This is a genomic window from Methanogenium cariaci JCM 10550, from assembly GCF_001315945.1.
GTDB lineage: Archaea > Halobacteriota > Methanomicrobia > Methanomicrobiales > Methanomicrobiaceae > Methanogenium > Methanogenium cariaci.
Genome location: NZ_BBBG01000003.1, coordinates 36,962 through 55,054, shown reverse-complemented (window position 1 = coordinate 55,054; position 18,093 = coordinate 36,962). Strand labels below are relative to the sequence as shown.

The 18,093-nt window shown below is 50.0% G+C and carries 20 protein-coding genes, 1 tRNA gene and 4 pseudogenes; 1 reads left to right on the top strand and 24 read right to left on the bottom strand.

Going from position 1 to position 18,093, the window contains the following annotated elements:
- Positions 1-38 precede the first annotated feature (38 nt).
- From JCM10550_RS03840 to JCM10550_RS03755, 24 genes and pseudogenes are all read right to left on the bottom strand, one after another.
- Positions 39-698 (bottom strand): hypothetical protein, encoded by a 660-nt coding sequence (locus JCM10550_RS03840; RefSeq protein ID WP_157199899.1) that lies wholly within the window; start codon positions 696-698, stop codon positions 39-41.
- Positions 650-1,423 (bottom strand): helicase-related protein, encoded by a 774-nt coding sequence (locus JCM10550_RS16805; protein WP_245618701.1) that lies wholly within the window; start codon positions 1,421-1,423, stop codon positions 650-652. The genes JCM10550_RS03840 and JCM10550_RS16805 overlap by 49 nt, the downstream gene beginning before the upstream one ends.
- The gene (locus JCM10550_RS19495; protein WP_062397105.1) at positions 1,323-2,720 is read right to left on the bottom strand and encodes a hypothetical protein; all 1,398 of its coding nucleotides are present in this window, start codon (positions 2,718-2,720) and stop codon (positions 1,323-1,325) included. The genes JCM10550_RS16805 and JCM10550_RS19495 overlap by 101 nt, the downstream gene beginning before the upstream one ends.
- On the bottom strand, positions 2,717-3,049 hold the full coding sequence (locus tag JCM10550_RS03825; RefSeq protein ID WP_062397102.1) for a hypothetical protein: 333 nt from the start codon (positions 3,047-3,049) through the stop codon (positions 2,717-2,719). Before JCM10550_RS03825 ends, JCM10550_RS19495 begins: the two co-directional genes overlap by 4 nt.
- Positions 3,031-3,489: a hypothetical protein gene (locus tag JCM10550_RS20315; protein WP_062397100.1), complete on the bottom strand. Its 459-nt coding sequence runs from the start codon at positions 3,487-3,489 to the stop codon at positions 3,031-3,033. Before JCM10550_RS20315 ends, JCM10550_RS03825 begins: the two co-directional genes overlap by 19 nt.
- 37 nt (positions 3,490-3,526) lie before the next feature.
- The gene (locus JCM10550_RS20310; protein ID WP_062397099.1) at positions 3,527-4,135 is read right to left on the bottom strand and encodes a DEAD/DEAH box helicase; all 609 of its coding nucleotides are present in this window, start codon (positions 4,133-4,135) and stop codon (positions 3,527-3,529) included.
- Complete coding sequence (locus JCM10550_RS20305; protein ID WP_218185101.1) at positions 4,108-4,347, bottom strand: hypothetical protein; 240 nt, start codon at positions 4,345-4,347, stop codon at positions 4,108-4,110. The genes JCM10550_RS20310 and JCM10550_RS20305 overlap by 28 nt, the downstream gene beginning before the upstream one ends.
- 60 nt (positions 4,348-4,407) lie before the next feature.
- Entirely contained in the window at positions 4,408-4,869 is a 462-nt protein-coding gene (locus tag JCM10550_RS03810) for a hypothetical protein (RefSeq protein WP_062397097.1), read from the bottom strand.
- A complete protein-coding gene (locus tag JCM10550_RS03805) occupies positions 4,866-6,224 on the bottom strand; it encodes a hypothetical protein (RefSeq protein WP_062397095.1) in 1,359 nt (452 codons plus the stop codon). Before JCM10550_RS03805 ends, JCM10550_RS03810 begins: the two co-directional genes overlap by 4 nt.
- 47 nt (positions 6,225-6,271) lie before the next feature.
- Complete coding sequence (locus JCM10550_RS03800; RefSeq protein WP_062397094.1) at positions 6,272-6,877, bottom strand: hypothetical protein; 606 nt, start codon at positions 6,875-6,877, stop codon at positions 6,272-6,274.
- Positions 6,878-7,019: 142 nt separating this feature from the next.
- A complete protein-coding gene (locus JCM10550_RS03795; RefSeq protein ID WP_062397092.1) occupies positions 7,020-7,562 on the bottom strand; it encodes a hypothetical protein in 543 nt (180 codons plus the stop codon).
- 35 nt (positions 7,563-7,597) lie between these two features.
- The gene (locus JCM10550_RS03790) at positions 7,598-7,864 is read right to left on the bottom strand and encodes a hypothetical protein (protein WP_062397090.1); all 267 of its coding nucleotides are present in this window, start codon (positions 7,862-7,864) and stop codon (positions 7,598-7,600) included.
- Between the two features lie 886 nt (positions 7,865-8,750).
- Positions 8,751-8,835 (bottom strand) — tRNA-Leu (locus JCM10550_RS03780).
- 127 nt (positions 8,836-8,962) lie between these two features.
- A pseudogene (locus JCM10550_RS03775) lies at positions 8,963-10,897 on the bottom strand (AMP-binding protein).
- 64 nt (positions 10,898-10,961) lie between these two features.
- Positions 10,962-12,648, bottom strand: a pseudogene (locus JCM10550_RS03770) (AMP-binding protein).
- 75 nt (positions 12,649-12,723) lie between these two features.
- Entirely contained in the window at positions 12,724-13,074 is a 351-nt protein-coding gene (locus JCM10550_RS21820) for a hypothetical protein (RefSeq protein ID WP_245618700.1), read from the bottom strand.
- Positions 13,075-13,107: 33 nt separating this feature from the next.
- A complete protein-coding gene (locus JCM10550_RS21815; RefSeq protein ID WP_281175248.1) occupies positions 13,108-13,554 on the bottom strand; it encodes a hypothetical protein in 447 nt (148 codons plus the stop codon).
- Positions 13,511-13,744: a hypothetical protein gene (locus JCM10550_RS24315; protein WP_281175247.1), complete on the bottom strand. Its 234-nt coding sequence runs from the start codon at positions 13,742-13,744 to the stop codon at positions 13,511-13,513. The genes JCM10550_RS21815 and JCM10550_RS24315 overlap by 44 nt, the downstream gene beginning before the upstream one ends.
- Entirely contained in the window at positions 13,699-14,061 is a 363-nt protein-coding gene (locus tag JCM10550_RS21810) for a hypothetical protein (RefSeq protein ID WP_245618699.1), read from the bottom strand. Before JCM10550_RS21810 ends, JCM10550_RS24315 begins: the two co-directional genes overlap by 46 nt.
- Positions 14,062-14,153: 92 nt before the next feature.
- Positions 14,154-14,864 (bottom strand): helicase-related protein, encoded by a 711-nt coding sequence (locus tag JCM10550_RS21805; RefSeq protein WP_245618698.1) that lies wholly within the window; start codon positions 14,862-14,864, stop codon positions 14,154-14,156.
- The gene (locus tag JCM10550_RS21800) at positions 14,849-15,007 is read right to left on the bottom strand and encodes a hypothetical protein (protein ID WP_245618697.1); all 159 of its coding nucleotides are present in this window, start codon (positions 15,005-15,007) and stop codon (positions 14,849-14,851) included. Before JCM10550_RS21800 ends, JCM10550_RS21805 begins: the two co-directional genes overlap by 16 nt.
- A 114-nt stretch (positions 15,008-15,121) precedes the next feature.
- A complete protein-coding gene (locus tag JCM10550_RS21795; RefSeq protein ID WP_245618696.1) occupies positions 15,122-15,463 on the bottom strand; it encodes a DEAD/DEAH box helicase in 342 nt (113 codons plus the stop codon).
- Positions 15,450-16,183 (bottom strand): annotated as a pseudogene (locus JCM10550_RS03760) (metallophosphoesterase). Before JCM10550_RS03760 ends, JCM10550_RS21795 begins: the two are co-directional and overlap by 14 nt.
- A gap of 45 nt (positions 16,184-16,228) precedes the next feature.
- Positions 16,229-16,921 (bottom strand): hypothetical protein, encoded by a 693-nt coding sequence (locus JCM10550_RS03755; protein ID WP_062397086.1) that lies wholly within the window; start codon positions 16,919-16,921, stop codon positions 16,229-16,231.
- 186 nt (positions 16,922-17,107) lie between these two features.
- Between JCM10550_RS03755 and JCM10550_RS03750 the strand changes: the two are divergent.
- Positions 17,108-18,090, top strand: a pseudogene (locus JCM10550_RS03750) (replication factor C small subunit).
- The last annotated feature ends 3 nt before the right edge of the window (positions 18,091-18,093 follow it).

Genomic DNA, 18,093 nt, shown 5'->3' with positions numbered 1-18,093 from the left:
CACAAAACTGGCAAACATGAAAACCTACCTTCCCTGCATTATTTATAATACCAAGGCGGCCATTGGAGCAGATTCCGCCAGTATCGAATACCCCCCCCGTCAAGCGGCAAAGCCAGTTTTTTCTCCGGAACACTCTCTCCGGAATAGTAGGCCCGTGAAGAGTAGGTCTTTTTGGGCCGTTTTTCCCGTACACTCCGGGGGGGTTTTTTATTCTCTGAGAGAAACCCGAATTCAGGGATAATAAATCTGCGTCTCCTTCCTGAGAGAATCTGATGGCAGGACTCACACTCAGTGAGGTCTTCCTTTAATTCAGAGAGCACCCGATTGTACCGGTGGCAATTCTCGCAAATGATGTAATCGTACATCCGCCATTCATGTTTTGGCACTTTCTTTATGTATCTGCTCTCCCAGACGTTCCCCGCTGCCACAATCTGACTCCCCGGAGCATATTCAGATATGGCAATCGCAAGGTCGCGGTCGAGCTGAAGATGCTTTGCTTCATCTGATGGGTACATGATTTTAAATTCAACCACATCCACCGGGAATCCATATTTCGGGAGAATATTGGAAGATGACAGATAATTGATAATCTGCTTATTTTTAATCGTCCGAATGAGCCTGATAAGATAATCCGAACTCAATCCCTTCTCTACATTCTCCAGTCTGATCTCTTCGAGACCCGCCACATCGGAACGCACCGCGTCTGCCGCTTTGACCAGAAGACCTTTTCGGGATGATTCGTCTCAACACAGTAGAGATCATCAATAAATTCCCAGTCAGACAGGTGAATAGTATCCTGGACATCAGGCGGTACAATCCTTTTCAGAGAATCCATCAGTTCCTCCGGATGTGAAAGCAGATACTCTTTCAAAAGGGTGGGGGGGCCGTCCATGTTCTCTTCAAAGAAAAATTCCCGAACATTTTTGAATGTTTCCGGATATTTCATCCAGAACGACGCTATTGCTGTTGCATAGATATGCCGTTTCACTATTTTTTCATTTCTGACATCACAATGGGGGGGTGGCGCAATAATACCCTTAACAAACGGCATCGGGTCTTTGAACTGGGTAAGATCATGGGATCGCCGCTGACAGAAGGTTGTCACAAATGCATTTGACTCCAGTCTCCTCCCCGCCCTTCCTGCACGCTGAATATAATTTGCAGCAGAAGGAGGCATATTCCGCATGAATACCGATTCCAGTTCACCTACATCAACACCCAGCTCAAAGGTCGTTGAACAACTGAGCACGTTTATTTTCCCGTTAATGAAGTCCTGCTGAAGACTCGAAGCCCGGTCATTCGTTAACTGGGCGGTATGTTCTTCAGCACGGAGGGGGAACCGGCTCCATCTCTTTATACAACCGGAGATAATGATCGGATGCAAACAGTTTTTCAGGGTCAACAGGTCTGAGTGTGCCTTCACAACGATACGTCGGGCAGACATTTTTGACATTGATATGGGTAAGCGTGTGGCACCGGGTGCAGTAATACCACTGGATTGGTTCTCCGTCATCATCAGAACAGATTCTCCATTTCCTGGGTTCCATGAGATATGCGGGTTCCTGTTGCCTCCCGGAACGTTCCTGAGAGAAATATCCGTTGAATATTGAATAATTATCCTCAGGCTTGCAATATCTCCACATTCCATCCAAGACAGCTCTACACTCATCATCAGAAACAGACGCACCTGTTGCCGTTGCAAGCCGTTTCAGATAGTCCAGCCTTCGGTTGGAGTATCCGCTCTGTGGTGTCCATGCAAGAATATGTTCATCGCGGTTCCCATTTCTCTGGGTAAAATAAAACTGATAATTTCTGGGCTGGAAAAAGTCATCTTCCGGACTGATTCCATTCGGAAAATGGAGTGCTCCGTCCTTCCTGAAGCTGTCCAGAAGGATCTGAAACAGGGCCCACGTTTCTTCCTCATTCAGATTCCACGGCTCTCTTAGGAGTGGAGGAGGTGCACTGAATGCATCCGGACGCACCAGTGTAAACCCGCATAATCCCAGGCTCTCCAGACTTCCGGCAGCACCGGCAAAACTGAACTCATAGAAAACCCATCGTGCCAGTTCATTCTGTAACTCCTGCCGTGTTTTGTTTGGAAAAATACCTAGTTTATTTGTCTTTTCAAGAAGTGGAGGAATAAGATCAGTGACCCTCCATTCATTGCGGAAAATGTCACCTCGGTTTTCTTCAATGACCTCTATGATCAGTGCTCTCCGGAGAATCTTACTGTATGTCTGCGTGAGATAGGGTGCAAAGAATGCGGCATCCTGCCTGCTGTCAGAAAATATGAGTAAATTTCGTTTGCTCTCGGGAGACGCAGAAGCAATCGGGACAGGAGTCTGTGCCCAGGGGGGGTCATCGTTTTTCGAGGACTGATTTGTCTCCTCTGTATGTATCTCAATATCCGGAAGCTGCTGATAGATGGCTGTTGCCAGCACACTCGGGATGGCGTCTTTTCCCATCAAAAACCGGCCTACAACAGCATTCCCCGGACTTAGCCGGGTGCAGACCGGACACTTGTGCAGTGTTTCGCCTTTATACGCGATTTCAATGACCGGAATCCTGTATTTCTCTCCGCATGTGCAGGAAGGTTTGACCCGACTTGCTTTATCGAGAGCTCCACATTTGGTGCAGAGGGTATAGTCAACTCCCTTTATGTCTAATTCAGAATTGAGTTCAATACTATCATCTTCATTCTCGTTTTCCGAAAGTATCATTTTTTCAGGAGAAAATAATGAACCCGTATCTCATCTTCATCATAAAACGACTGAATAGCCTGTTTCAGAATGGTATTGGGACCATTTCGTTCCATCTTACCAACAATATATGGAGCACCACAATACCTGCACACGCCAAGCTCAAAAACAGGAGGAGCTCCGTCAGATTCATTCTTCGTGATTGGTTCAAGGAATATTTTTGGATACGGGTAGAACTGAATATACGCTCCCTCGACACTTCGGACAAAGAGATGATATCGTGCAGGCAGGAGAGGATCAGAACCCTCTGTAATTGCCCGTCCTGCAAGATCTACGAGAGCAACCAGCATTTCCCTATTCTTCTCCTCATCAAAAAAATAAGATCTGCTGCCTCATTCAGTGTAGTGGGGGGGGAAGAAGAGAAGAGCGACTTCACGTCCATCACATATGCATCACCTGAGAGCACATGATAGAGAAATTCTCCGGTTCTTCCATTAGACCGGGATACTGCATTCTGAAGAACAGTATCAGGAATCCCATATTGTTTGCCGGTTTCAACCAGATCCTGAAGAACAGTCTCTTTATCTGACGACAGGATTTCCTGCCATGCCGGGTAGCACAGGGAGTCTGCTTTACCCCCCCAGCAATCATCATGGATAAGATCTTTTCGTTCGGCAGTAACGATTCCCTGTTCGCTGAAGGGTTCTCCAAAGATATTTTGTGCAAATGCTGCAACTGCAGGGAAGTCTTCCGTTCCTCCCCCCCCATCGTTGCACTGGTCGCAATGCACTGGAGTAATCCCTCACGACTTTGAACAACCCTGTCTTTCAGAGACGCAGAAGCATTGCCATCTCGATTCCTTTTGCACCGTTATAGGTATGGGCTTCATCCAGAACAATAAATTTCCATGAATTCGCATGGTTGCCATCAAAAAAGACATTGTCAGATGGCCGGAGCAGCAGGTATTCAAGCATCGCATAATTGGTGAGAAGAATGTGTGGAGGAGACTGTCGCATCTCTTCACGGCATACCCGTTCATTGACCAGCGGATCGCATCCGTGAAGGTTTCTGTGCTGTTCTACCGCCTGTTTTCGTTTTTCCGGCGTTTCACCAGTGTATCTGCCGAAGGTGATGTCCGGTGTGGTTGCAAGAAGTAAACGCATCCGTTTGAGCTGATCATTGACAAGTGCATTCATGGGATAGAGAAGCAGCGCCCTGACTCCCGAATTGAGCGTTCCCGCCTCTTTTTGCCGGAACAATTCGTTAAGAATTGTCAGCATAAAAATCTCGGTTTTACCACTGCCTGTACCCGTTGCAACAACAATATTCTGTCCGTCAACAATCGTTTTTTTCAGCGCCTGTTCCTGATGAAGGTAAAGTGGACGGTTTACGGGGAGTTGCTTTTGATTCAGGTCATGAAAATACGGGGATACCACACCTTCACGAATGAGGTTCTCCAGTGATGAGCCTGTTTTATAGGGGGGGGCGTTATTTCGAGGATTGGCCCTTTGATAAATTCCTTCGTCTCCAGTCTTTCCTGAAAAAGCGATGCGATCTCCGGGTCATCGATGTGAAAGGTTGTTCTGAGATACCCCCCCAGATATCTCTTATTAATTTCTTCTGTTACTACAACTGGATTTAGTGACATATTCTACCCCCCCATTCAGCTATTTACTTAGATCAATTACGTTTTTTCTGCAAAACGCCCTTACTGATTGTTCATACAATATCTTACATCTTGAATCATTTTTTGAATGTAAACAATTTGATCTTCTTCAAGAACTCGGCATGATTTCATTGCCTTTGTAAAATCAGGCAAATGATTGAGAATAATCTGAACTGACGTTTTATCATTTATGTTCACGAGTTGATCCAAAACAACTAAAAGACGAATAAACGTATTATACGTCATTTTTTCAGGTTTTTTCAGGCATTCAAAAACCCTGAAAGTAATATATGAATAATCAGTTTGTTTTAAGAAACTGGTGTTTCGTAGGAGCTCATCAAAGAGATTCAGGGCTTCATCATACCGAAATGTATACATGAATGTATTCTGGATTTTTTGTTTCCACAGTCCGTCGAGTTGAGTGTTAAGCTGTTCGAGTTCACGGTACCGTTCAATTGCCTCAATATACTGTCCCGCTGCAAGAAGGTCATCTCCTTCCTTCAACAGATCAGAACCTTCAAGTTCAACAGAAAACTGGAAGAAATTTGGTGTATGTTCCCGGGGAACATAACTGATGGAGAACTCCATTCATCACGGGTTCTAATGAACTGGGCATAATATACTCCCGGAGGAACTTTATTTCGGGCATCAGACATGGTTAATGTCTTGGCTCCGGCAGGTATCACCAGTTCAGCCTTTTTCTGGGGGGGTGAACCGTCTTTCAGACCAGCCCTCCAGACGATCATCTTTCTTCCCGGAACATCCCCCCCCTCTTCCTGCCAGTTAAACGTTATTTCTCTTGTGTCACCATCTGTGGCAACATCCCAGGTAAAGCCTGATATCTCCCAGATATCCAGATCAAACAGGTGAGTATCAAAGTGCTCCTTCTGTGATTCAAAGGAAAATGCAAACGAATAATTCAGAGCATGTGTTTCCCGTAATATATCGTTAAACCGCGAAAGAGAGAAAATTGCCTTCCCCCCCTTTCTGATGTTATGCATGATGTAACTCTTTCCTGGTGTTATGGTGATGGTTCCCGTCCCAGAATATTCTTCTGGAAGGAATATGGTGAGTGTTTTTCCGTCACCCAGTTCATCATATGCATCATCTGAAACGGTGATCACATTTCGCTGAATAGGGCAGATAATTTCCTTTTCAGGGTTTTCAAACCGCCATGACAGATGGGAAATGGGGAGGGAGAATGTACCACTAAATGATATCTCTCCGGGGATGGCAAGACTCAGGGTTCCATTGACGTCCTGCATTAGCGGACCGGAAATGAACCATGAATGATTCTCTATTTCAGCGACGAATGGCTCATCCACCCTGCACTGGAGTTGTGTTGGTCCACCGAGTCTCAGAGCTACTATCTCTTTGCCTTTTTTCGGCGTATAGAGATGCTTCGAAAAGGAAACGGAGAGTTCCGGAATAATCGAGAATTCAAGGATGTGATCAAATTTTTTCTTCTGGTTGCGTATTCGAACAGCAAATGTGCCAATAGGCCGTTTTCCCAAATAAAAGTCAGATGCAAGATCAAACCTGCAGGCCGTCCCGTCTTCACTCAACGAACAATGTTCTTTAAAGTCATCATAAGAATACACATGTGTCTCAGAGAGTGTTCCCGGGCAAAGCGGATGAATTGAAAGACGATATTCTGACAGATCTTCAGGCAAAGGCAGGAAAAGGAGTATTGTCGGAGGCGGTCCTGATAATGTTGTTTTACTGTTTACCCTAATCTTGTCAAGAGAATGGTAGTTTTCGAGTGCAATGGATGGATATGTATGATTTATTGCGTCATCCGTTCCATCTGCCACTCCAATTACAACATGTTCGCTGTCAGAATATTCCGGCTCAACCAAACAATACGAATATCCTTGCCAAGGACCATAAAACCGGCCGGATCCGATTATTGCACTCTCCGGTTTATGGTGACAGGCTCAGAATAGATTACATACGCACTTTTTTCCAGAATAGTATTATCACCTGAGATTAACCGACCCGTCTCATAATCAAAGCAGGCATACTTTTTTTGTGGTGAAAATATCGCAACTGGCGGGAATCGTTTTGATGAATCTTTGCTCACTATTTCAACATAATAGGTATCAGAAGGTACTGAGAGTGGAAGGAGAAACTCTTCACTTACATATCCCTGCCCTTCATGACACAGGGGGGGATGGGTCTCTTCATATATTATTTCTGAGGAACTATGTACGGTGAAAACAACTTCATCAAGGGGACGTTTACTCTGAATATGTTGTGCAGGAACCATCAGGGTGATTTCACAATGTCCGGGATCAAACAATAATACCGGGTTATATGATATTTTTCCTCCGGCAGTTCTCTCCCTGTGAAGAGTATTCTGTTTGTCTTTCCACCAATTATCAAACGCTGAAATGAACCATTCAGGAAGGTCAGATATCGTGTTTGTCTGTGAAGATGGACTATTTTTCTCAATATACAGATTAATAGACTGAAGGAGAAATTTTGAAGCGATATCATCGCAGTGCGTCAAAAACCTCTTGATTGGTTTCCCTATATAGCCAAATGCCGGAGGTCTTCCGTTCAGATACCGTTCCAGAGTTTCATATTCTTCATTCAGCTGAAGAACCTCTGCCTTCTTTTCTGCAAATTCTTTATGATCAAATAAGAGAGAGTCATAAATTCGTTCCAGATCTTTTTATTTCTGTTTTCTGTCCATCAATCTGGTGAATTAGATCATTTCTTCTCTGCTTGGTTATTTGTTCATTTGAATTGAGTTCACTTTTCACACAGGATTTCTCATTTTCCAATGTAGCAATAACGGCAGAAACCGGGCTGCTTACGATGCCGTATTGGTTCATTATTTTTTGAATGGATGCCTTTGATTTTTTAATTTCCGAATCGATTTGAGATAATTCAATTTCTGCGTCATTCCATTCTGATTTAACAAAAATTAGATCTGTATATGACTCACTGACTGTTTTGTGCAGTGAATCCACAACATTTTCAGCAGAATATGACAAAATGTCGGAATCATTCTCATTTATCTCTCCTGAATGTAAGTTTTGGATAATTGGTATGATCTGCAAGGGAGGCCGATCGGAAGCATCATGATATTTTTGTTCACTTTGAGTGACGATTTCTCCATTAGTGGAATGTATGAGAATATTCATAACCTGTTTGGATGATATTCCGGATTCGTCATCCACAAGAGACATCGTAAACGAACACCATCTTTGGTGGATTTTTTCAATCAGATATTTAGAATATGAAACATTTTTGAACAGATCATGATATTCCAGAGGATAGGAAAAAAATCATTATTGACCGAACATCCGGGAAAATCTTCAAAATAATCATCCGGCAAATAGTCAGGAACCAGCTCAAAAACCGAATATATCTGATTGGAATTTTTTCTGCCGAAATATTTCATTGGCTGATTGACAATGGTGGCATTGATCTTGTGGCACAGTTTATTCCACCCATCTTTGATTTGTGGAGGTATGGTGTCTTTTTGCATTTGATCCCAGAGTATACCAAAACCACCATGTCCTGAATAATAATCAATGATTGGAGTAAAATCTTTTCGAAATGCTGATTGGATGATGAGTTGTTTTTATGAGATTCAGTATTCAGTTGAGGAATGTATGAATGAGAGTCAAATATGGGGGAAATAATATCGGATGAAGTACGCAGTGATATATGAGAGAGGGAAAACAATTTTTTGGAATCACAACTCAAAAATGCCTTTTCTGCGTGAGTGTAAGAAATTTCAGTTGCACCTTTACAAAGAGCTAATTTATATGTTGAGTTCATCGGATCATTATCGATAATGAATTCAATCCCTTTCAATGCGATATATTCCTGATTCATGTGATACTGATGATTTGTTCAAATTCTTCCACACAGGTATTTGGTGGTTTTTCAGAATAACGAATCCATCTCTGTAATCACATTCAGGGATTCGCAATTTTGTGCAATTTTGTAATGTTGTGTATTGGTATAATTTTGAAGTGCTTGTTTTCATTATTATATGAACAATTGATTGTTTACCTTTTAGACGAAAAACATTTTTATATGTTTCAATTGTCCAATATAAATTTTAAGTCATTATTGAGGCACAATTTGGATTTATTCATAATATATCTGATCGAAAAAATTGAACATTCAACGGGTGTGGTTGTTCCTTCGCACCAATTCAGCCATGATGCACAGATAATTGCCTGAGATTACACCGATCAATTGATAGAAAACCGGATTCTTTGATCAATAATACTCGCGTTGATGTCCATAACAACCGCCACGAATGAAGTGTATAACCTTATTCATCTTTAATTCCTACCCGTCCGCGTTCGGGTATTTTTTCAAAAACAAACAAGACAAGAACAACTCAAAAAATAAAACAATGCGAGGGAAGGGATTCGAACCCTCGAACCTCTACAGGACTAGGCCCTGAACCTAGCGCCTTTGGCCAAGCTCGGCAACCCTCGCGCCTAACATAGTTCGTGCTTAAACAAAATAAAGATGTGTATTTTATTTTGTTGGTTGGAATGCTGGATTTTGTTGTTCAGTTTTATGAACAGTTCACCGGTTGATTTACCAATATATATTCATTTCGTTATTGATTTTTTTGCCGATCAACCTGCAGACTCGTCTCCGGAATATCATCCGGATTCGTCTCCTGAATATCCTTATTCTTTTTCTCGGCCTTTTCCATCTCCCGCTGCTTGAGCTCCTTTCTCTTAATCTTCCCGGAAATGGTCTTCGGCAGACTCTCCACGAACTCGATGGCACGCGGGTACTTATACGGAGCCGTCACCTTCTTGACATAGTTCTGGATATCATGGACCAGGGCCTCCGACGGCGTGTATCCGGGAGCGAGCACGATAAACGCCTTCACGATCTGGCCCCGGATGACATCCGGCGTACCGACACTGCCGCCTCATGCACCGAGGGGGGGTGTTCAATCAGCGCACTCTCCACCTCAAACGGGCCGATACGATATCCCGACGCCTTTATAACATCGTCGTCCCGGCCGACAAACCAGAAGTAGCCGTCCTCATCCTGATAGGCCTTATCGCCCGTGTAGTAATAGCCGTCAGAAAAGGACTTGGCATTCTCCACATCATTATCGATATATTCGTGGAAGAGACCAATCGGCCGTGGATCGGTTCGTATCGCGATATGCCCCCCCTCCTCATGCAGGGGAGCCGGTTTCCCCCCCTCGTCGTCATGGATTTCAATATGCCAGCCCGGCGACGGTTTGCCCATGGAACCGTGTTTTGACTCCATACAGGGGGGGAACGTCCCGATGCACAGCACCGTCTCCGTCTGGCCGTATCCCTCATAAATTGTCAGACCGGTCGCCTTTTTCCAGACCTTGATCACCTCCGGGTTGAGCGGTTCGCCCGCACTGCAGCAATGGCGCAGTTCACTGAAGTCATACTTCTCCAGCTCCGCCAGGATCATCATCCGGTAGATGGTGGGGGGGAACACAGAAGGTGGTCACCCCCCCGTACTTCTCGATGATCGGCAGAAGCCCGGTCGCATTGAATTTGCCCCCCCGGATGTCATAGACCATGATGGCCGCACCCTCATTCCACTGCCCGAAGAGCTTACCCCCCCAGGTACTCTTTCCCCCCCAGCCGGTGTCCGCCACCGTGAAATGAAGATCCGTACTCCGGACATCATGCCAGAACCGCCCGGTCACGATATGGCCGAGTGCGTAACTGTGGTCATGCAAAACCATCTTCGGTTCCCCCCCCGTCGTCCCCCCCGACGTAAAGAAAATAAGCATCGGATCCGTTGCCTTGGTTCCCTCCAGACCATGGAACGGCACCAGCTTACTGGAGACCGGTGCAGGATACGCCAGCTCCACCGGATAACTGATCCAGCCCTCGCGTTCGGCGTCAACAATAAACTTTGAGACCAGAGACGGGCACTCGTCAAAGATGGCGTCCACCTTATGGGCGTTCTCCTCATTCGTGATGACCATCTTGATGTCGGCGACATTGATCCGGTACTTCAGATCCTGCTCGGTGAGCATCGTCGGTGCCGGACAGTAGACCACTCCCATCTTGATCATGCCCAGCACAAAGAACCACCATTCCGGGACACGCGGCAGCATAATGAGGACGCGTTCGCCCTTCCCCCCCGGCCCGTACTTGATGAGCATGTTCGCCACCTGATTGGAGAGGCGCGAGAGATCACGGAAGGTGTACTTCTTCTCTTCGCCCTGCTGGTTCGCCCAGATCATCGCAAGCTTGTTCCGGTCCCGCTTTGCCCAGGCATCAACGACATCAAAACTGAAGTTATAATATTCCGGTACATCGATGGAGAATGACTCGTAGGTCTCATCATAATCGACAATATTGTGCCGGAAATGAATCGAATCATCAGGATTGATCTGAGATATGCCATTCCCCTCCAGTTCGGGAAAATGGGTGGTGCACACCTCAGATATCCAGTCAGAACGGGATATTCCCAGATCCTTTGAGTCACGGTCAATTTTTCGGACGAGCTCGTCGTCCATTGTAACAGAGTAACGCACCATTACAGCATATGTTGGTGCACATCATAATAAAAAATTGTGGTGCAGTGCACCACAGGAGAAGAGATCAGTCGTCTGTGGATCGTTTCAGTTCGTCTTCCCGCAGCACATTGCGTTTGATCTTGCCCGAAATGGTCTTGGGGGAGCACGTCAACGAATTCAATGATACGCGGGTACTTGTAGGGGGCAGTCACCCGTTTCACATGGTTCTGCAGCTCTTTTATCAGCGGCTCCGAACCCTCGAATCCCTGATTCAGAACAATAAACGCCTTTACCACCAGACCACGGATGCGGTCCGGCGAACCGACGACGGCGGATTCCTGAACCGCGGGGGGGTGTTCCAGCAGGGCGCTTTCCACCTCAAACGGGCCGATGCGGTATCCGGAGCTCTTGATCACATCATCGTCCCGGCCGACGAACCAGAAGTAGCCGTCCTCATCACGGTAGGCCTTGTCCCCGGTGTAATAATACCCGTTCTGGAACGACTCCTCGTTTGCCGTGTCGTTATCGATATACTCTACAATCAGCGACCGGACGGGGGGGGTTCAGGGAAACAGCGATGCGTCCTTCTTCATAATCGGCAACCGGGTGGCCGTCCTCATCATGGAGTTCGATATGCCAGCCCGGCGATGGCTTGCCCATGGAACCGGGTTTGTTTTCAATGCACCCGAACGATGCGATGGCACAGCAGGTCTCCGTCTGGCCGTAGCCTTCATAGATCCTCTGGCCGGTTCCCTCTTCCCAGACCTTGATGACCTCCGGGTTCAGGGGGGGTTCGCCCGCACTGCAGCAGTGGCGCAGTTCGGCAAGGTCGTACTTGGCAAGGTCGGCGATGATCAGCATCCGGTATACCGTCGGCGGGCAGCAGAAGGTCGTCACCTCATACTTTTCAATAAGCGGGAGCAGTTCGGTCGCCTTGAACTTGCCCCAGACATCGTAGATAAGCAGGCAGGTGCCCTGAATCCACTGCCCGAATATTTTCCCCCAGCCGCATTTGGCCCAGCCGGTATCCGAATAGGTGAAGTGCACGTCATTTTCACAGACGTCCTGCCATAACTTCGCGGTCACGATATGACCCAGCGGATACGCATTGTTGTGCAGCACCATCTTTGGTTCCCCCCCGGTTGTCCCGGAGGTGAAGTAGATGAGCATCGGATCGGTTGCACGGGTCCGGTTTGTATACGGCATGCTGACCTTGCGGTGCGATACCGGTGCCGGATACACCAGCTCCTCCTGATAGCTCACCCAGCCGTCCTTTTCCCCCCCGTCGGTAATAAGTTTCGTCTGCAGCGACGGACATTCCTCGGAGATCTCATCGATTTTTTCGGAATTTTCACAGTCCGTTATGACCATCCGGAAATTTCCTGCGTTAATCCGGTAATGGAGATCTTTGGGGGGGGTCAGGAGCGAGGGCACCGGACAGACCACGGCACCCAGTTTGATGATGGCGATGACAAAGATCCACCACTCCGGCACACGGGGCAGCATGATCATGACCCGGTCCCCCCCTTGTTAATGCCGAACTTCAACAGGATGTTGGCCGCCATATTGGAGAGGTTCTTGAGGTCCCGGAAGGTGAACTTCTTCTCCTCCCCCCCGTCCTGGTTCGCCCAGATCATCGCCAGTTTGTTTCTGTCACGCTGTGCCCAGTCGTCGATGACATCATACCCAAAATTAAAATATTCAGGTACATCAATGGAGAAGCTGCGATAGGTCTCATCGTAGTCCACCATATTATACTCTGCATCCGCCATAGAATCAACAATTGTTTGATGGGGATGGGTATAGTATTTCCTTCTGCAGGGACATTTTTCCCCCCCCGAAATAGGTTACCAGAACCGGTGTGTTTTGATGAAATTGCGTTCCGCTTTCAGGATCTCCCGGTAGAAGTCGTCGCCGTCAGCCATCCGGGCAATGATCCGGGAGGCGTTCTCCGGGCCGACCCCCCCGCGTGCGGCAAGGGCCACCACCGCCTGCCTGCCGCTGGAAAGCACGATATTGGCATTTTTCAGGAATCTCTTTTCAGTCGCCTTATCATCGTCTGTCTTCTGTTTCTTTTTGACCGCGGGGATCAGTTCATCCTCCCAGGGTTTGAGCGCCGCCACCAGACGGGCCCCCCGCATTTCGGGCACTGGGGGGGCGGACCGGATACGCGTGACACTTTGGTCAGACTCTTCCATTTGCGGCAGTTCATACAGAACAGCAGAATCCGGTCATCCTCGATTCTGCGCTTCACCGCAGCGATGATCGCCTGATCGGCGCTGGGCGGCGGGATAATATCGCGGGATGCGGAGAGACCCTCCCGCCCGATGGCGGAAAGGGGGGGCGATGACCACCTCGGTATCACCGGACTGGATCTGCTGCACCAGAAGGGCGGCCTCTTTGACATCCATGATGGTCGTAAAGAGTTCCCGGTAGGTCTCCGTCTGGATGGGCGTGCCTTCAAAGGTCTCCAGCAGTCGGTGGATGCTGATGCGTTCGTAATCGGCCTGCGCATCAATGGCCCCCCCGAACTTCTTTGCAATCTGCACGATCTTGTACTTGAACAGCGCCGTCCGTTTCATCGCGAGCCGGAGCAGGCCTTCGATATGTGCCGGATCAACGGAATACAGCAGGTCACGGATATCTTTCGCCCGGATGCCCGACGGCAGACGGAACACAATACGGTAGGCCCCCCGTCTCAATGCCGACACTGGAACCGTGCCGGGCGGTGAGCAGAATCGAGATGACGCGGGACAGGGCCTCGTTTGCCTTGTGTCCCCCGCAGATGTTCATGACAACGCCCTCGTCAAAGTGTTCGAGCGTCACCAGCCGGTCGGAAGGAACGGGGGGGGCACCACCGGCATCCATCGATGCGAGAATATTCTCTGCGTATCTCCGGGACACAGAGTCCGCGCCATACGCGGCAAAGGCACGGGTCCGGCGGAGACTTCCCGTCTCCTGTGCAACCGCAAACGGCACCGGAATCTGCTCCCCCCCCTCCCATGAGGCAGCTCGCCGCCCGCCGCGTGGGCCGGTTCGACGATGATTTTGCCGTCATCCAGATCAACCACCTGCCAGAGCTGACCCTTGACAATAAAGGTCGCGCCGGTGGTGATCCAGCCGATGACAAACGATTCGTCCAGGGTGCCCACCGTGCGCCGGGAGACCAGATCAAAGATTGGCACCTTCTTTTCATCGGGGGGGATCATCGAGAGATTGCCGTATAGGTAGGTCCGGCACCTCCCCCGTCCGGGTCAGGAGATTTCCTCCATCGTGATCAACCGGTGCTCCGCCATCTGCCTGCATACGTCGGTGACCGCCACCCTACAATCGGAAAATCCGTAGGCCCGTTCGATAACGGACGTGACCCGTTCGATACTGAGCTCGCCGTACTCCACCAGCAAAGCGGCGATCTGGTTCGCCAGCACATCCTGTGCACCATGGATGATATGGATATCCTCGGACTCGTTCTGTCTGGCCTTACGCTGATGACAAGAGATTCCCCCCCGAGATCGTCAAACCCGGTGGCAAGGACCGTGCCGTGCGAAACGGTATCCAGACGGTGACCCGCCCGCCCGACCCGCTGCAGCAGACGCGAGACCTCCCGCGGGGAACCGAACTGGATGACCCGTTCAACATGGCCGATATCGATGCCCAGCTCCATCGACGACGTGCAGATAAGAGACCGGATCTCCCCCCCGCGTTTAAACCGGTCCTCCGCGTCAATCCGTATTTCTTTGGAAAGGGAGCCGTGGTGCACCTCTACATCGCCCCGTTCATAGAGGCGGTGCCCCAGCGCCTCCGCGGTCGACCGGGTATTGACAAACAGCAGCGAGGAGGCATCATGTTCGATGCATTGTTCCACCGCACGCACCTGCGAATCAAAGGCCTCCCCGGCAAACCGGACGGAGATATCCATATGGGGGGGTGCGGCAGGGATATTGACAATCGTATGGTCCCTCCCGGTACCCGTCAGAAAGGCGGCCACCTCTTTTGGATTTCCCACGGTGGCAGACAGACCGACCCTCTGGAACTCCCCCCCGGCATATGCCGCCAGACGTTCAAGGGCGATGGATAACTGCGCCCCCCCCGTTTGCTTCCGGCGAGTTCATGAATCTCATCGATGATCACATGCCGGACCTGCGGCAGATGTTCCCGGAGACGTTTGCCGATAAAAAGCGCCTGCAGGGTCTCGGGCGTGGTGATCAGGAGATCCGGGGGGGATGCAGCGCCTGTTTTCTCCGTTCATACTGCGAGGTATCCCCCGTGACGGACGCCGACGCTCAGCCCCAGTTCATGACACCACCATTGCAGGCGCAACAGAATGTCCCGGTTCAGGGATCGCAGGGGGGGCGTGATATACACGGCCTTAAACCCGCTCCCCTGCAGCCGGAGCAGCTGGTCGAACACCGGGAGCATGGCACTCTCGGTCTTTCCGGTGCCCGTCGGGGGGGCGATGAGCAGGAGATTTTTTCCTTCGGTGATCGGGGGGGGTATGGCCTGCTGCTGGGTCAGCGAGAGTTCCGCAAAATTCCGTTTCCGAAGTGTCGCCTGTATTGCAGGCGACAGCAGATTACGTGCGGGCATCGGTGATCAGTGCCTCCAGTCGGTCGATGTAGGTTCCGTCACTCAGGAATACTTCCGCACTTCCGGTATCAAAACAGCGCGAGACGGGGCCCATCCCGCTCACCGGAATCTTTCGGACATCAACACCCCCCCCGCATATTCAAAGAATGCGGGCATGAACAGGATGCGGGTGCCCCCCCTGCCTGTAGTATGGGGGGGGCAAACCCGGCGGACGCCTCGTCTACCTCCGCGAGAAGATACGCCGGTTGGGCCCGGAGGGAACAGCCCACCTCGTCATACAGGCTGACGACCGGGTGGTGATGCCCGCAGACGATCAGGTGCCCCGCTGATGCCGGGGGGGGAAGATGCATATGCCCGTGCACGTAGCACGTGCCGTCAATAATCACTCCCGTTTTCGGCAGCAGCTCTTCCGGCTGCAGAAAGCGTTCGATGCCCCCCCCGTCATGGTTCCCCGGAATCAGCCGGAACGGGATCTGGTTTCGGATGGCATCCAGAATACCGGGAAGTTCCGCACACTCCTGACGGCTCATCATCGGAACCGAATGCTTCAGGTCGCCGAGAAACAGCAGCAGGTCCGGGTCGGTCTCATCGATACACGCACTGATGCGCCGGAGCCGGTCGGTGCTGTTGCTTGCGATATGCACCCCCCTTCCGGGAGAACCCGGACTCGGCACCGAAATGCGCATCCGCAATCACCAGTATCCTCTGCGTGTGTGTCATCAGAAGCGCGGGCCCTTCGGAAAGAAATTCGGGGGGGTCATTGTGTTACAACAGCCGGATGATATCCGGTTTGGGCTGATAACAGTCCCCGTCCTCGATCATGGTCTTCAACACCGCAAGGGCGGTTTCGCGGGAGATGCCATTTTCCCCCAGTGCGGCGAGCAGCAGATCGAGCGACACCGCGTTTTTCTCGTCGGATATATCCCGGATCACCTGTTCCACCGTTGAAAGCAGCGCATCGTCCGGCACCGCAGCGACGGGATGTTCGGTGAGCACGGTTGCCAGCGCCTGCTCTGCCATATTGCATATGCGCTCTTTTCGGTCAGGAGACAGATCCGCGTGCTCAAGCAGCCCGATCAAGTCTGCTGCCGCAGCAACGACAAAGGTGTCACGCAGCGCCCGTGAGACTGGGACGACAGATTCCAGCACCGGCATGCACTCGTCTGCCGTGCAGCGCATCCCCCCCGCCGCACACAGAACGAACACCGGCAGGTCAGTCTCGTTCAGAAATGTGGATATATCCGGATTGCCGGTATAGTAGCCCACCGTCAGCATGCCCGTCGGGTCATAGAGAGAAAGGTGCAGCATCGGTTTATCGGCATCCGGGACCTCCGTGAGTGCACCACAAAAAAGACATTTTGAAATCGTTCTTTGGGAAAGAGTCCGGATTCCATTCTTCTGTGCATCATTCTTCCCGGCATTCAGGTCATCGGCAAATACTTTCAGGTAGGGTTCCATACACTCGGTCCTTATCAGATCACTTTGTCCGGACAGTCTATATGCTATCTGTTCAACGCATCGGGATCATCACTCCCGGATCACCGACATCAATCGATTAGCTAAATACTCTTTATGTGCAGAATATGATAACAACAGGTGTACACTGTCTCTCTCAGTGCATAATTACCGGGTCGGGGAACACAAATGACTGCAAATACAATCTGGATTGAAAAATACCGTCCGCTGGTGCTGGATGATGTGGTCGGGCAGGACGAGATCGTCTCCCGTCTGAAATCATATGTTATATCAGGAAACCTCCCGCATCTTTTGTTTACCGGAAATGCCGGTATCGGCAAGACGACATCGGCAGTAGCTCTGGCACGGGAATTTTTCGGGGAAACCTGGCAGATGAATTTCCGGGAACTGAACGCGTCCGATGAACGGGGGGGCATCGATGTCGTACGAAACCAGATCAAGCAGTTTGCGCGTACCGCACCTCTCGGAGGGGGGGCTGAATTCAAGATTCTGTTTCTTGACGAGGCAGACGCGCTGACCCCCCCTGACGCACAGGCAGCGCTCCGCCGTACGATGGAAAATTACGCGCCCAACTGTCGGTTTATCCTCTCCTGTAACTATTCGTCAAAAATCATCGATCCCATTCAGAGCCGGTGCGCCATATACCGGTTCCGGCCCCTCTCGCCGGAGGCAATAAAAACGGAGATCGCCCGCATCACCCAAACCGAAGGGCTGGTGTGCAGCCCGGAGCAGAGGATGCCATCGTCTATGTCGCTCAGGGCGATATGAGAAAAGCGATCAACGCGTTACAGGGCGCTGCCATTGTCACCACGCAGATAAACGAAGATATGATCTATGAGATCACGTCAACGGCACGTCCCGAAGAGATCGCCGGGCTGATGCAGACATCGGTTGCCGGTGACTATGAAGGGGGGGCGGAAGCGCTGGTGCATGACCTCCTCTATTCACGGGGGGACATTGCACCCAACGAGCTGATCAACCAGATGTACCGGTCCATCATCAAAATCCCATTGGAACGACGGCTGAAAACCCAGTTAATTGCCCATCTCGGGGAAACGGATTTCCGTCTCAGTGAAGGGGCAAACAGCGAGATACAGATGGAAGCACTGATTGCAAATATTGTACTGAGTGCGGACGCCGCGAGACAGTGAGGA